The following is a 14,966-nucleotide window of genomic DNA, read 5'->3' as shown; positions in this document are numbered from 1 at the left end:
TACTCATTGTAATCGTTTTAAAAAAACTCATATTCTCATTGTAATCATATTTAAGCAATTGTATATAAAATTTGTAAAAATTGCAACATTTTGGTAATACATTTTTTCCCGAATAAGCAAAAAAGTAAGACAAAACAGGATTTGTTTTGCCTTACTTTTTCATTACAACTTATAAGTTATTCATAATATAATCCACAGCGGCACCAACTGTTTCAATTTGCTCTGCGTCTTCATCAGAAATTTCTGTACCAAACTCATCTTCCAGCTCTAAAACAAATTCCATTACACTAATTGAATCTGCATTCAAGTCATCTTTAATGTTTAATTGATCTGTCACTTTCTCAGCTTCAATATCAAAGTGGTTTGAGATAATCTTCGCTACTTTTTCAAGTACTTCTTCACGAGTCAACTGTATTCACCTCCACTGCTTTTGAACAGCGTTCCTCACTATTGAGTTAAACGCTATGATACATTGTACTCACAATTGATGGATTTGTCCATCTTTTTTTGCAAAACCATTACAATACGGTTGCAATCAGGTTGCGGAAACGACTATTCTTTCGTTTCATAATAGCTGACAAGTTGTGGTACAACTTCTGTTTTCAGCATAGTGTGAATTTGACGAATCGTATAACGAACAGCTTCTGGACCTGTTGATCCATGGGTTTTGATGACAGGTGCTTTTAATCCAAATAAAACAGCTCCTCCATGTTTGGAGTAATCCATTTCATCTTTCATTCCGCGTAATGCATTCTTTAAAAGTAACGCACCCATTTTTCCTTTAAATCCTTCTGCAAGAATCGAGGATTTTAGCAACCCCATCATGTTTGTGGCTGTTCCTTCAATTGATTTCAACACTGCATTTCCAGTGAAACCATCTGTTACCACAACATCCGCTGCTCCGCTTAGTAAATCACGCGCCTCTACATTTCCGATAAAATGAATGCTTTCTTCTGCTGAAAGCAACTCAAAAGCTTTTTTAGTCAATTCACTGCCCTTAGTTTCCTCCGCACCATTATTTAAAAGTGCCACACGAGGTTTTGTGATATTTCTAACTTTTTCAGCATAAAAAGAACCTAATACAGCATATTGAACAAGGTGCTCGGGTTTATTATCAGCATTCGCACCTAAATCTAACATATCAAACCCGCCATCCGCTTGGCCCATTACTGGTAAAGTCGACATCAAACCCGGGCGTTCAACATTTTTGATTCGTCCAACAATAAATAATCCAGCGGCTAGTAACGCACCTGTGTTACCCGCAGAAAAAATCGCATCGGCTTCACCATTTTTTACTGCTTGTGCAGCGAGTACCATAGAAGCTGTTTTCTTACGACGAATCGCCTTAACGGGCTCATCATCACTATTGATTTTTTCATCCGTATGGATAATCGTAATATTCGTTTCATCTGTTACATATTTTTTAATTTCATCTTCTTTTCCATAAAGTAAAAACTCAACCTCTGGAAAATCCTGTTTGGCTAACATCACGCCTTCAACAATTGCCTGTGGCGCATGATCGCCACCCATTGCATCAACTGCAATCTTCATAACATAGTCCCTCCTAGATAAATTACAATAAGTAGTATAACATATCGAAAAGCGAAACGAGACGTTTAGCTCTGTCAGAAAAATAGGGAATCATACTCGTGATGTTCTTTATCACGAATATAATTCATCTTTTTTCCGAAGAGCTGGCTCGTGCAGCTAGATCATCGAAAAGCGAAACGAGACGTTTAGCTCCGTCTGAAAAATAGGGAATCATACTCGTGATGTTCTTTGTCACGAATATGATTCATCTTTTTTCCGAAGAGCTGGCTCGTGCAGCTAGATCATCGAAAAGCGAAACATCTCTTCAGCCAGTTCCTTAACATTAATCAAAAAACTGCTGCTCATCATCATGAGGCTTAATTTTATCGGCAATACCTCTATACTCTGGTAAAATCCACCATTGCTTTTTTTTCCAAATAGCACTAGCTTCTTGGCGGGCAACTTCAAGAATATTGAAGTCTGTCACGATATCCCCTACAGCAAACTGTGGTACGCCAGATTGTCTGGCACCAAACACTTCACCTGGACCACGTAATTCTAAATCTTTTTCACTTAACACAAAACCATTATTGGTTTCCGTCATGATTTTCATCCGTTCTACGCCCATTTCATTTTTAGGGTTAGCAACCAAGATACAATAAGATGCATCTGATCCCCGACCGACACGACCGCGAAGTTGATGTAGTTGTGCCAAACCAAAACGATCTGCATCCATGATCAACATGACCGTTGCATTAGGAACATTGACTCCAACTTCGATTACAGTAGTAGAAACTAACAGTTGTAAGTTATTTTCTTTAAACTCCTGCATGATTTCTTCTTTTTCTTGGTTTTTCATTTTTCCATGAAGTAAGCCAACTTGATAAGTAGGATTAAAGAAGGCTGACATATGCTCAAAGATCTCTGTCGCATTTTTTACATCTAGCGCTTCAGATTCTTCGATCAGCGGGCAAATCACATAGGCTTGATGTCCACGAGCTAATTCTTTTTCCATCCACTCTAAAACAGTATCTAATTGAGGAGGACGAATCCAGCGTGTTTCTATCGGAATACGGCCAGCCGGCATTTCATCAATGATCGAAACATCCATTTCACCAAAAGCTGTAATCGCTAATGTCCTTGGAATAGGTGTTGCCGTCATAAATAATACGTCTGGTTTCAAGCCTTTTTCTCTTAAAATTCGGCGTTGATTTACACCAAATCGATGTTGTTCATCCGTAATCACTAAGCCTAATCTACTGAACAAGACATCTTCTTGAATCAAGGCGTGAGTCCCAATAATAATATCAATTTCACCTATCGCCAATTGTGCAAGAATCTCTCGTCGTTCCTTTGTTTTGGTCGACCCAGTTAATAGTGCTGTGCGTACTTCTAAGGGATCGTACAATTGTTGAAGACTTTCCATATGCTGTTGCGCCAAAATCTCTGTTGGCACCATTAAAGCGCCCTGAAAGCCAGCTGTCATCGTTGCATAAAGAGCAATTGCCGCAACAACTGTTTTCCCACTCCCTACATCGCCTTGTAATAAGCGTTGCATGTGATTTGGGCTCATTAAGTCCCGACAAATTTCGTTCGTTACTTTCTTTTGAGCTGCAGTCAATTCAAAAGGCAATTTCTGCGTAAAAGATTTTAAACGTTCCACATCATACTGAATGCTCAACCCATTTTTTTCTGCTTTTTCTTGTCTCTTCAACCCTTGCATCTTCAATTGAAACAAGAAGAACTCTTCAAAAACAACACGCCGCTTCGCTTGATGGCTTTCTTCTGGATTACTAGGAAAATGCATCGCAAACATTGCTGATTTTCTTGGCATCAACCGATACTTCTCTAACAGATCTTCTGGTAGAATTTCCGGAATCAGGGTACCATATTCTTCAAATCCAGTACGAATCAACTGAATCAAACTACTTTGTCGAACTTTTTTATTTACATGATAAATCGGAGCAAAATCTTCACCATCATTTTTTGCCGCTAAAATTTTCATGCCATTCAATGACTTACGTTTTGCATCCCATTTTCCGTACACTGCTATTTCTTCGGACATGACAATTTTGTCTTTTAAATAAGGCTGATTAAAGAAGGAAACATTGATCACTGCATGGTCTTGCATCATTCGAAACATCATTCGGCTTTTTTTATAGCCATAACGACTCACAACTGGCTCCGATACAACCAAACCTTTTAGTGTGACTTTTTCTTGATCTTGGATTTCATTTAGCTCTTTTTCTTGGATATCATCATATCGAAAAGGGTAATAAGATAACAAATCTTCAATTGTTTGAATGCCTAATTCTTTCAAGTTTTCGGCACGTTTTGGCCCTACTCCAGTCAAGACACCAATATCATCTGACAAGTTCACCACTCTTCCTCCTCTCATAAATAAATACGCATTTTACTCACTATTTGTTTATTTTCTATAGAAAAAGCCAAACAACAAGTGTCTGGCTTCGATAAGTCATTTATTATTCAGCTGAAAATAGGTACGGATAAACTGGTTGTCCACCTTCATGAAGTTCTGTTTCTAGTTCTTCGTATTCGGCAGTCAATGCTTCTACAAATTTGTCAGCTTCTTTCATTGTACCACCCTCACCAACAATGATCGTTACGATTTCTGTATCTTCATCGATCATGCGTTTTAGGGTATCCAATGATGCATTGAACATATCTGGTTCAGATACTACGATTTTACCGTCGATCATTCCTAGATAGTCATCTTTTTTGATTTCAACATTATCGATCGTTGTATCACGCACAGCTGTTGTTACCTGTCCGCTGACTACACTTTCGATCATTTCTGTCATAGTTGTTTTATTTTCTTCAAGCGTTTGTTGATCATTGAATGCAAGCATTGCTGTCATTCCTTGAGAGATCGTTTTTGTTGGGACAACCGCTACTGGAATATCAGCCACTTCTGCTGCCTGATCGGCTGCCATGAAGATATTTTTGTTGTTAGGTAAAATGATAACTTGGTCAGCGTTCACTTCTTTAACAGCTTTCAAGATATCTTCAGTACTAGGATTCATTGTTTGACCGCCGCTAATAATATAGCTTGCACCAAGGCTGCGGAATAAATCTTGCACGCCTTCTCCTGCTGCAATTGCAATAACTGCATACGGAACACGTGCTTTTTTAACAACCGCGGCTTGAGCGTCATGCTCAACCAACGTTTCATGTTGTAAACGCATGTTATCTACTTTTATTTTCACTAATGAACCAAATTTTTGACCATAGTTCATCACTTCACCAGGATGTTCTGTATGCACATGAACTTTGATGATTTCATCGTCATTTACAACAAGTAACGAATCACCTAACTCATTTAAGTAGTTTCTAAATGTTTCATAATCGAAATCACTATCCACAGTTGGACCTTCACCGATTTGAACCATAATTTCTGTACAATAACCAAATTTGATATCTTCAGTCGCAACATGGCCGCTAACACCACGATGATGTTCAGCATTGACCATTTCGTCCATCTCACCTGGACTTGGCTCATAGATTTCTGTTGCTAAAAACTCACCAGATAATGCTTCTAAAAAACCTTCATAGATAAATAATAAGCCTTGACCACCACTGTCAACCACGCCAACTTCTTTTAACACAGGTAAAAGATCAGGTGTTTTAGCTAAAGCGCGTTTTGCACCTTTAACAACTGCTTCCATCACTTCGATACAGTCATCCGTTTCTTTTGCTTTACGTTCACCAGAACGAGCAGCTTCACGAGAAACAGTCAAAATCGTACCTTCTACTGGTTTCATTACTGCTTTATAAGCAGTCTCTACACCATGAGTAAACGCGGCTGCTAAATCTTTTGCATTCAACGTCTCAACATCTGGGATTTGCTTAGAAAAACCACGGAATAATTGCGATAAAATAACACCAGAGTTCCCTCTAGCGCCCATCAATAATCCTTTTGAAAGAATTGTTGTGAGTTCTCCGACTTTTTCAGAACGAGAATCGGCTACAGCCTTCGCCCCACTTGTCATAGATAAGTTCATATTTGTTCCTGTATCACCATCTGGTACAGGGAAAACATTCAATGAGTTGACATATTCTGCATTCACATGCAGACGACTCGCACCAGCCTGAACCATCTCTTGGAACTGACTTGCACTGATTTCTGTTACATTCACCTAAAAAATCCTCCTTTGAGATTCCTGTTGCATAGAAAAGCGAAACGAACCGCTTAGCCCTCGAACAACCGAGTAGGTACCTTTCTACATCAACTTATTTTTATTCGTTGTGTGTCAAGGCAATTAGTAAAATGCAGGAAAGATGCTTTTTGTCTTTTCGGCATTTTATCTATTTGTTTAGAGGTCTGGTTCGTGGAGCTAGATCAATAAAAAGTGGAACAATCACGTCCAGCCAAACTTCAAAAAAGTAAATCGCTAAATCATTGCTAACAGCTGGCTACCTAGTCAGGCAACACACGAACACCTTGCACAAATACGTTGACCGAATTAGCTGTCACACCTAATAGTGTTTCAAGGTTATATTTTACTTTTTCTTGCACATTACGAGAAACTTCTGAAATTTTTGTTCCATAGCTTACAATTGTATATACGTCGACCGCAACGCCATTTTCTTCTTGACGTACGACAACACCTTTAGAATAATTTTCTTTACGCAAAATGCCATTTAAATTATCTTTGATTTGGTTTTTACTAGCCATACCGACGATTCCGTAGATATCTGTCGCAGCACCGCCGACTACAGTGGCGATAACCTCATTGGTAATCTCAATGGTGCCTGCTGGTGTTTTGATTTTTACAGCCATTGATGAAAGCCTCCTTAAAGAGCACAATTGCCCTATTTTCTTCTATAATATTTTAACATAGCCGTACCTTAATGAAAAGGAACTTATCCAGATAATTATAGAGCATCTCATCTATTTTACCAATAATTGTATAATTTACATCGTTTTATAAGAAATGTCAAACTGATTTGAAAATCCCCTTGCAAAAAACTGCTTTCTATGATAAATTAAGTTAGTATGAGCTGAAAACTATCGCTCCGAGATCAAAGCAAAGGAGGAAACTAAAAATGGCAAAAGTATGTTATTTTACTGGTCGTAAGACAAGCAGCGGCAATAACCGCTCACATGCAATGAACGCTACTAAACGTACTGTTAAACCTAACTTGCAAAAAGTTCGTGTATTAATAGACGGTAAACCTAAAAAAGTTTGGGTGTCAACTCGTGCTTTGAAATCTGGTAAAATTGAGCGTGTTTAATAGAACGTAATCAAAAAGCTGAACGGCATGCCGTTCAGCTTTTTTTATTTATCATCGCAACTTTGGATCACAGCGATCATTCCTGTATCAAATGACAATCCAGCAGTATCTCCAACAAATTCATTGCTTGCATAAGAAGTAGGAATCGCAACGTCCACATGATCTAACGTATATTTACTTTCTGTTAACGTTAGATTTGTAACTGGTGTTAAACAACAGTACGCTAAATAATCCATCCTAGCTTCTTTTTTTACCACATATTCCCCTGGAAGATAATACGTGATACTATTTTGAAGATCTTTTACTTTTATTTGATGGGCAAACGCTTGAAAACGAGGTTCCAATGGCAACCACAGATTTGCTAAAAAATGATCCAAGCGACCGCCTGTTGCGCCTATGATCATAATCTCGGCTTCTGGAAACTTTTGGATTGCTAGGGCCAAAGCAAGTTGCGTATCTGTATCATCTTTTTCTGCTTGTGCCTGAACCAGTTCTTTTGCTTGCTTTTGAACGACCCGTTGTTCATCAATCGTTAAAGAGTCAAAATCTCCCACTGCTAAATCCAAGGACCAGCCACGTTCCACAATATACAAACTTCCCCGATCAATCCCTATCAAGTAATCGAATGTTTCTGCTTTAAACTGCGGCCACTTATCTGGCGAACCGCCTGCCACAAGAAGAATTTTCATTAGTCTAGCACAGCTCTCAATGCCTCAATACGATCTTTAGGACTTTCCGAGTTATAGATGTAAGAACCCGCTACAAAAACATTAGCTCCTGCTTCTTTACAACGTTTGGCCGTCTCAGGAACGATTCCTCCATCTACTTCAATGTCATACGTATAGCCTTTTGTTTCCTTCCATTCTTTTAATTGAGCAATTTTATCCAAGGAACTTTCAATGAACGATTGTCCGCCAAATCCTGGGTTCACTGTCATGATCAAGACCTGATCAACTAAATCAAGAACGTACTCAATAGCTGACAGAGGTGTCCCAGGATTGATCACTACACCAGATTTTACACCAGATGCTTTGATCATTTGAACAGCACGATGGATATGAGGCGTCGACTCTGCATGGACAGTGATAATATCCGCACCAGCCTTAGCAAATGCTTCAATGTAGTTTTCTGGTTGAACGATCATCAAATGAACATCCAGCGGTAATTTCGTCACTGGTCGAATCGCTGAAACTACGTTAGGCCCTAAGGTGATATTCGGGACAAATTGGCCATCCATCACATCTACATGAATATAGTCAGCTCCTAATTTTTCGACTAATTGAATATCTCTTTCTAAATTGGCAAAATCGGCACTTAAAATCGATGGTGCTAGTTTCATTAAAAACACTCCTTTAATTTTTATAAGCTCATCCTTAGATGGTTGGTATTTTCTATTTTTTCTTATAAATTGGTCTGCGATTTTCTATTTCTAGTAAAAATTGCAAGTAATCATGGTAACGTGTTTGAGCAATCGTTCCAGTTTCCACACGCTTTTTCACCTCACAACCAGGTTCTTTACGGTGCATGCATTCACGAAACTTGCATGATGAGGAAGCTTCTACAAATTCTGGAAATTGTTTTGGTAACTCTGTTGTCTCCATCTCTAAAAAGTCGATTGAGCTAAAGCCTGGTGTATCTGCCACTAGGCCATCATACAAAGGTAACAATTCTACATGACGTGTGGTATGTTTTCCTCGGCCCAATGATTCCGAAATTTCATCGGTCGCCAATTGTAAATCCGGAGAAATTCTATTTAATAACGTTGATTTCCCTGCACCTGATTGCCCCATAAAAACAGTCAAACGTTCTGGAAAATACTGCTCTAAAGCTCGAACTGCTTCTTCATCGTTCGCTTTCGTTGCAGCAATTACAGGATATCCGATCTCTTCATAAACCTTTTTGACATCTGCCACGCTGACTGATTCAGTTCCAATCAGCAAATCAACTTTCGTCAAATAAATGATTGGGGCTATTCCTTTGTCTTCTAATGTGACTAAAAAGCGATCCATTAAATTGTATGAAAAATTGGGTTCAACCATGCTCATAACAATCACACCTTGATCCACGTTTGCTACTGGTGGACGCACCAATTCGTTATGTCTAGGATAAACTTCAAGCAAGTAACCATCGGTTGGATTATCGCTTTCAAACATGACTTCATCGCCAACTAATGGCGTGATTTTTCGATTTCGAAAATTCCCGCGAGCTCTTGTTTGAAAAGTTGCGCCATCTGCATAAATGTAGTAAAAACCACTTAACGCTTTTCTGATTTGACCTTTCAGAAATGCCACCTCCTCGTTTCTATTGGTTCCATTTTACCATAGGTTGAAGAAAAGCTAAATGCAGGGCTAGATAAATCGCTTTTTCACATAAAAAAAGTGATTAAGACGTTGTTTATCTTAATCACTTTATGGTACTTATTTAATTATTCCCATCATTGGTTGGGTCAGTTGTAGTTGAGAAATTGACGGTAACAGACGTCCCTTTTGCAACACTATCACCAACACTTGGTGAAATACTGGTTACTTTTCCTTTTGAAGCATCCCCAGAGCCTTCTACATACTTCAAGCCAGCACCTTCAATTTGAGCCTTAGCCTCAGCTGAAGAAAGTCCTATTAAATTTGGAACACTCACATTACTTGGTCCTGTGCTAACTTTTAGCGTAATTTTACCATTTTTAAGATCAAATGTTGCACCTGCCCCTGGATCTTGTGAAATAACAGTCCCTTTAGGCAAATCGCTAGCTTCGTCTAGCCTTGAGATTTGGTTCTCTTTTAACCCTAAACTAATCAACGCGTTTACTGCGTTATCATACGTATAATTTTCTGCATAACTACCTAAGACAACTGTACTTGATTCAGAACTAGTCGTTGTTGTTTTATCTGGACCAGAGCTTACGGTTAAGGTAATCTTGCCTTTTTTAGGGTTAAATGGATTACCTGCAGCTGGATTTTGAGCAATCACTAAATCTTTCGCTACTGTATCACTTGGTTTATCCACTCGAGTAATCTGGCTTTCTTTTATCCCATAACTTAACAATTCAGTTACAGCATTATTATAACTGTAGCCTAGACTCGCATAATCAGCTAAGTAGACATCATCTGGTCCTTCGCTCACAACCAAAGTGATCTCGTCTGTTTTCGGATCGACTTCTGCACCTTTTTTAGGAGTTTGGCTGATGACTTTATCTTCGTCTACTTTAGAATCCGTTTCTTTTGTGATTTTGATTTGACTCTCTTTAAATCCTAATTTACCTAACGCTTCGATCGCATCTTTATAATCTTCTCCCGCGTAATCGTCAATCTTGATTTTCTTGTTCCCAGAGCTGATATAAAGTTCAACTTCGCGATTCTTTTTCACTGTAGAATCTATTGCTGGATCTGTCTTAACTACTTTTCCTTCATCGATTGAATCATTTGGAATTTCTTTTGTCTCATCTTTGACTTTCAACCCAGCATCTTCCAATATTTTTCGTGCTTCAGCTTCCGTTTTATCTTCCACATTAGGAATCTTGACTTCACTGCTGCCACGCCCTGCAAAATAGAGCCCACCACCAATGATTAAAGCCAATACTAATAAGACGATAAAAATGATCAATGGCTTCTTTTTCTTTTTTTTCTTCTTTACTGCGGCTTCTTGCTGCTCGATTTCTTCATGTTCATTTCGTTCTTCCGGTGGTGTTTCCATCGAATTAAAAGAAGACGGCATTGCCATTTCATCAGTAATAGGCGTCAAAATTTTCGTTTCGCCCATCAATCCTGTCGGTTGCCATTTTGGTTCATTTAAACGATTCGCAGCCAACACAGTATATAAATCACGCGACATTTCTTCAGCCGTTTTATAGCGATCAGCTGGGTCTTTAGCTGTTGCATGTAAGACCACATTTTCCAATGATTGAGGAATATTAGGATCAAACATTTTAACTGACGGCATCTCTTCTTGGAAATGTTTTAACGCGATTGTGACAGCAGATTCACCGTCAAACGGTACATTCCCTGTCAGCATTTCGTATAAAATAATCCCAACTGCATAAACGTCAGACTGATTAGTGGCCATACTGCCACGAGCTTGTTCTGGAGATAAGTAGTGAACAGAGCCCAACATCGTATTGGTTTGCGTAATCGATGTTTCAGTTAACGCAATTGCTATCCCAAAATCTGTGATTTTGACAACGCCGCTTTCATCCATCAAAATATTTTGTGGTTTTAAATCTCTATGAATAATTCTATGTTCGTGTGCTAATGATACTGCTGATAAAATTTGTTCCATGATATCAACAATCTTCGCATAAGGAATCGGATATTGTGTCTGAATAAATCTTTTTAGATCCATCCCTTTCACATACTCCATTACTAAGTATTGCAGGCCATCTTCTTCGCCTACATCATAGACACTGACGATGTTAGGGTGAACCAGTTCGGTCGCAGCTAAGGCTTCTCTTTGAAAGCGGCGAATCGCTGCTTGATCATTTTGGAAGTCAAAACGCAGCACTTTAACAGCCACATCACGGTCTAAAATCAAGTCATGTGCTAAAAAAACATTAGCCATTCCGCCGCTGCCAATATTGCCAATAATATGATATCGACCATTCAATTTTCTGCCGATTTCGATCATTGGTTTTCCTCCTTATGTTCGTCAAAATGGATCACTAAGACAGTAATATTATCCGCACCGCCAGCTTCATTTGCCGTTGTAATCAATGTTTCAACTTTTTCACTTAATGTTTTTTCTGAAAGTAAAATAGTTAGAATATCTTCTTCTGACACCATATTTGTCAGCCCATCTGAGCATAGTAAAATATAGTCATCCGGCACCAAAAGATGATTCGCCACATCCACTTCTACCATTCTTGGCATCCCTAATGAACGCGTTAAAACATTTTTTCTTGGATGATTGGCTGCCATTTCACGTGTTATTTCACCTGATTTTACTAATTCATTGACTAAAGAATGATCTTCTGTCAGTTGACGTAATTGATTGTTGCGGACTAAATAAGCTCGGCTATCACCAATATTTGCCAACACAAATGACTGATCTAATAATACTGCACTGACAATCGTCGTACCCATACCTAAATATTCAGGCCGAGACTGACCTTTTTCATAGATCATTTCATTTTCGTCTTGGATTTCTTTAATCAACCACTGGGCTGCTTTTTCCGATGTATCTATATGACTTTCCTGCCAGCGCTCACCAAGGTTATTGACTGCCATTTGGCTCGCAACATCGCCCGCCTGATGACCACCCATTCCATCCGCTAAAATAGCTAAAGAAACTCCTGTCTGGTTCTCAAATAGACCAGCATAATCCTGATTAGTATTTCGTTTTCGTCCGACATCTGTTTGAAAATTGATTTCCACTATGCTTCACCTCGTTTAGCAAACTTTCTGCATACAGCAAATAAAAAATCCATCCGTCCCTAATTGATGTGGGTATAGCGTGAGCATTTGGTCATGCACTGAAGACTGAACAGCCTCACTGACACTCACATCGATTTTTTTAAATTCTGGATGCTTTTGTAAAAACGCTGCAACAACTTCTTGATTTTCTTCTTCGGCAATTGTACATGTGCTATAGACCATTATACCGCATTGTTTTAATGTTTGGGCAACACTTTCTAGAATTTCTAATTGAATTTTAGGTAGCTGCTCAAAATCTTGAGCTGATTTATTGTATTTAACATCGGGTTTTCGACGCATCAAGCCTAATCCTGAACAAGGGGCATCCACTAAAATTCGATCAAAATATTCTGCTGGAAATTCTTCGCCAACCTTACGTGCATCTAATTTTTCAGTATCGACAACATCTTTGACATGCATACGTTCGGCATTTTGTTTGATCAATTTAATTTTGTGATCATGGATGTCTAAAGACTTCACACGTCCACCTTGTGCTGCGTCAAGAAATGTTGCAATGTGAGTCGTTTTCCCCCCAGGAGCGGCACAAGCGTCTAAGACTACATGATTTTTCTCGATCTGCATAGCTGGAGCAACTAACATCGAACTTTCATCCTGAATCGTTAGTTTACCGGCATCAAATAAATAGTTCCCTGCTAAAAATCCTTTTTCAGCAACTACACCGTAAGGCGAAACTTGACTAGCAAATGCATCAATATGATCTTTTTGCAGTTCTTCCAGTACATCTGAAATAGTGATTTCACGAGTATCAACACGTCCACTTACATGACTTTTTTCAAACAGAGATAGACCTAAATTTCTGGTTTCCTCCATACCCATTTGTTTGATCAATTTTTCTGTCAACCACTTAGGCATACTGATTTCTATCGATAAGCGTTCAACAGGATCTTTAATGTTCTCTAAACTTGGTGCTCCTTCACGCTGAAATGCTCGGAGTACGCCGTTAACAAACTTACCAATTCCAACATTTCCTCTGTGTTTCCCAATTTCTACAGCCTCATTAATGATAGCGTGGTCAGGAATTTTATCTAAAAATACTAATTGGTAAATCGACAAACTAAGTAAATTTTTCACCCAGCTATCCACTTTTTTAGGGTTTGTAATAAATGGAGTTAAATAATATTCTAGTAACAATTTGCGGCTGATCGTTCCATAGACAAGCTCCGTAAACAAACGACTATCTTTTTCTCCTAATGCTGATTTATTGATCATTTCATTCAACAATAAATTTGAATACGCACCGCCATTATCTACGCGTTCAATGGTTCTTAATGCCACATAACGGACAGAACTTTTAACTCTTGTTGGTATTTTTTTTCCCATATTGACTAACCCACCTTATCTGATTCTGCCACTGTTTTACCGACCCCGTTTAAAAAGTCTTGAATGAATAATTTCCCTTTGCCGGACGGTTGAATCACGTTTATGGAAAGAACCGTTCCTTCTCCACAAGCAATCCATAGGTCTTTTTTACTACGCTTGATGATTGTTCCAGGAGCAGCCTCTGTTGTTTCTTCTAAAGGTGTGACTTCCCATAATTTCCAATTGATTTCATTATACGTTGTAAAGGCTGTCGGCCATGGACGCATACCACGAACTTGATTATCGACTTGTTCCGCTGTTTTCTCCCAATTGATTCGTTCTTGTTCTCTCGTGATATTCGGAGAAAATGTTACTTGATTTTCATCTTGAGGTATCGGCGTGATTTCGTTAGCTAAGAGTTTAGGTAAAGTATCTAGCAGTAATTCTTTTCCAACTAAACTTAAACGATCAAACATCGTGCCTACATCATCAGTTTTAGTGATCGGAATTGCTTTTTGTGAAAGAATATCGCCAGCATCCATTTTTTTCACCATTTCCATGATCGTAACCCCTGTTTCCTTTTCTCCTTCAATAATCGAGTAATGAACAGGGGCACCACCACGATATTTTGGCAACAATGACGCATGGACGTTGACTGCGCCAAATTTAGGGGCATTCAAAATCTTCTCCGGTAAAAACTGGCCAAAAGCAGCAGTCACAATAAAATCAGGCGCAAGTTCAATAATTTTTTCCATTTCAGGTGAACCTGAGATTTTTTCTGGTTGCAAAACTAGTAGTCCATTCTTTACTGCCGCTTCTTTCACAGGCGTTGGTGTGATTATTTTTTTTCGACCAACTGGGCGGTCTGGTTGAGTGACTACTGCTTGGATTTCATATCCGTTTTCAATTAGCCCTTCTAAAATAGGCACTGAAAATGCCGGTGTTCCCATAAATATAATTTTAGTCATCAAAATGTTCCTCCATATATGCATCTAAATCTTCAGGTTTGATTGGGTCGATGATTTTATCAATAAATAATTCGCCATTTAGATGGTCGATTTCATGCTGAAAAGCTCTAGCAAGATAGCCATATGCTGTCACTTCGATTTCGTCTCCTTCACGATCAAAATAACGAACGGTGACTTCATCTGCCCGTTCGACTGTTCCATATGTCTCAGGTATGCTTAAACAGCCTTCTACATCGATATCGCTACCTTTACGCTCGATGATTTCAGGATTGATCAACTCAAATAGTCCGGTTTCATCATCTACTTCGATCACTGCAAGCTGAAAATTTTTACCGATTTGCGGTGCTGCCAAACCGATACCATCGTGAGCAATCATCGTTTCATACATATCTTCTAAAAGAGTGATTGTTTCATCTGTGATCATCGTTACTGGTTTTGCTTTTTGCTTCAGACGTTCATTAGGGTGTATTACTATAGGATAGCGCATAAAGTT

14 protein-coding genes are annotated in these 14,966 nt (G+C 38.8%); 1 reads left to right on the top strand and 13 read right to left on the bottom strand.

All coding sequences use genetic code 11. From position 1 onward, the window contains the following. Positions 1–169: 169 nt before the first annotated feature. The 5 genes from acpP to IGJ02_RS01145 form a co-directional block, all read right to left on the bottom strand. Positions 170–409: an acyl carrier protein gene (gene acpP / locus IGJ02_RS01165; RefSeq protein WP_010761893.1), complete on the bottom strand. Its 240-nt coding sequence runs from the start codon at positions 407–409 to the stop codon at positions 170–172. A gap of 143 nt (positions 410–552) precedes the next feature. Continuing rightward, positions 553–1,551 carry a phosphate acyltransferase PlsX gene (gene plsX, locus IGJ02_RS01160; protein WP_430602920.1) on the bottom strand — a complete coding sequence of 333 codons (999 nt, stop codon included), beginning with the start codon at positions 1,549–1,551 and terminating at the stop codon, positions 553–555. A gap of 322 nt (positions 1,552–1,873) precedes the next feature. Next, entirely contained in the window at positions 1,874–3,928 is a 2,055-nt protein-coding gene (recG, locus tag IGJ02_RS01155) for an ATP-dependent DNA helicase RecG (protein ID WP_430602919.1), read from the bottom strand. A gap of 85 nt (positions 3,929–4,013) precedes the next feature. Further along, the gene (locus IGJ02_RS01150) at positions 4,014–5,687 is read right to left on the bottom strand and encodes a DAK2 domain-containing protein (protein WP_010761896.1); all 1,674 of its coding nucleotides are present in this window, start codon (positions 5,685–5,687) and stop codon (positions 4,014–4,016) included. A 281-nt stretch (positions 5,688–5,968) separates the two neighbouring features. Continuing rightward, entirely contained in the window at positions 5,969–6,331 is a 363-nt protein-coding gene (locus tag IGJ02_RS01145; protein WP_010761897.1) for an Asp23/Gls24 family envelope stress response protein, read from the bottom strand. A gap of 266 nt (positions 6,332–6,597) precedes the next feature. Here IGJ02_RS01145 and rpmB point away from each other — a divergent pair, with 266 nt between their 5' ends. Further along, entirely contained in the window at positions 6,598–6,786 is a 189-nt protein-coding gene (gene rpmB, locus IGJ02_RS01140; protein ID WP_010761898.1) for a 50S ribosomal protein L28, read from the top strand. Between the two features lie 44 nt (positions 6,787–6,830). Here rpmB and IGJ02_RS01135 read toward each other — a convergent pair whose 3' ends face one another. The 8 genes from IGJ02_RS01135 to def all read right to left on the bottom strand — a co-directional run bounded on the left by IGJ02_RS01135 (position 6,831) and on the right by def (position 14,960). Next, on the bottom strand, positions 6,831–7,475 hold the full coding sequence (locus IGJ02_RS01135; RefSeq protein ID WP_430602918.1) for a thiamine diphosphokinase: 645 nt from the start codon (positions 7,473–7,475) through the stop codon (positions 6,831–6,833). After that, on the bottom strand, positions 7,475–8,125 hold the full coding sequence (gene rpe / locus IGJ02_RS01130) for a ribulose-phosphate 3-epimerase (RefSeq protein WP_010761900.1): 651 nt from the start codon (positions 8,123–8,125) through the stop codon (positions 7,475–7,477). The genes IGJ02_RS01135 and rpe overlap by 1 nt, the downstream gene beginning before the upstream one ends. 52 nt (positions 8,126–8,177) lie before the next feature. Then, complete coding sequence (rsgA, locus tag IGJ02_RS01125; protein ID WP_430602917.1) at positions 8,178–9,077, bottom strand: ribosome small subunit-dependent GTPase A; 900 nt, start codon at positions 9,075–9,077, stop codon at positions 8,178–8,180. A gap of 130 nt (positions 9,078–9,207) precedes the next feature. Then, positions 9,208–11,400, bottom strand: coding sequence for a Stk1 family PASTA domain-containing Ser/Thr kinase (gene pknB, locus IGJ02_RS01120; RefSeq protein WP_430602916.1), 2,193 nt, complete (start codon positions 11,398–11,400; stop codon positions 9,208–9,210). Beyond that, positions 11,397–12,146, bottom strand: coding sequence for a Stp1/IreP family PP2C-type Ser/Thr phosphatase (locus IGJ02_RS01115; RefSeq protein WP_010761903.1), 750 nt, complete (start codon positions 12,144–12,146; stop codon positions 11,397–11,399). Before IGJ02_RS01115 ends, pknB begins: the two co-directional genes overlap by 4 nt. 15 nt (positions 12,147–12,161) lie before the next feature. Further along, positions 12,162–13,526: a 16S rRNA (cytosine(967)-C(5))-methyltransferase RsmB gene (rsmB, locus tag IGJ02_RS01110; RefSeq protein ID WP_010761904.1), complete on the bottom strand. Its 1,365-nt coding sequence runs from the start codon at positions 13,524–13,526 to the stop codon at positions 12,162–12,164. A 5-nt stretch (positions 13,527–13,531) separates the two neighbouring features. Then, positions 13,532–14,473, bottom strand: coding sequence for a methionyl-tRNA formyltransferase (gene fmt, locus IGJ02_RS01105; RefSeq protein WP_430602915.1), 942 nt, complete (start codon positions 14,471–14,473; stop codon positions 13,532–13,534). Continuing rightward, positions 14,466–14,960 (bottom strand): peptide deformylase, encoded by a 495-nt coding sequence (gene def / locus IGJ02_RS01100; protein ID WP_010761906.1) that lies wholly within the window; start codon positions 14,958–14,960, stop codon positions 14,466–14,468. The genes fmt and def overlap by 8 nt, the downstream gene beginning before the upstream one ends. Between the last annotated feature and the right edge of the window lie 6 nt (positions 14,961–14,966).

Origin of the sequence: Enterococcus sp. DIV0724b (genome assembly GCF_050531475.1) — a bacterium.
In the GTDB taxonomy this organism is placed as follows: domain Bacteria; phylum Bacillota; class Bacilli; order Lactobacillales; family Enterococcaceae; genus Enterococcus_L; species Enterococcus_L haemoperoxidus.
This window is presented reverse-complemented; position numbering and strand designations above follow the sequence as displayed.

Excerpts from the sequence above, each read along its gene's own strand:
- plsX (WP_430602920.1), bottom strand. The coding sequence starts at position 1,551 with ATGAAGATTGCAGTTGATGCAATGGGTGGCGATCATGCGCCACAGGCA.
- recG (WP_430602919.1), bottom strand. The coding sequence starts at position 3,928 with ATGAGAGGAGGAAGAGTGGTGAACTTGTCAGATGATATTGGTGTCTTG.
- IGJ02_RS01145 (WP_010761897.1), bottom strand. The coding sequence starts at position 6,331 with ATGGCTGTAAAAATCAAAACACCAGCAGGCACCATTGAGATTACCAAT.
- rpmB (WP_010761898.1), top strand. The coding sequence starts at position 6,598 with ATGGCAAAAGTATGTTATTTTACTGGTCGTAAGACAAGCAGCGGCAAT.
- IGJ02_RS01135 (WP_430602918.1), bottom strand. The coding sequence starts at position 7,475 with ATGAAAATTCTTCTTGTGGCAGGCGGTTCGCCAGATAAGTGGCCGCAG.
- rpe (WP_010761900.1), bottom strand. The coding sequence starts at position 8,125 with ATGAAACTAGCACCATCGATTTTAAGTGCCGATTTTGCCAATTTAGAA.
- pknB (WP_430602916.1), bottom strand. The coding sequence starts at position 11,400 with ATGATCGAAATCGGCAGAAAATTGAATGGTCGATATCATATTATTGGC.
- rsmB (WP_010761904.1), bottom strand. The coding sequence starts at position 13,526 with ATGGGAAAAAAAATACCAACAAGAGTTAAAAGTTCTGTCCGTTATGTG.
- fmt (WP_430602915.1), bottom strand. The coding sequence starts at position 14,473 with ATGACTAAAATTATATTTATGGGAACACCGGCATTTTCAGTGCCTATT.
- def (WP_010761906.1), bottom strand. The coding sequence starts at position 14,960 with ATGCGCTATCCTATAGTAATACACCCTAATGAACGTCTGAAGCAAAAA.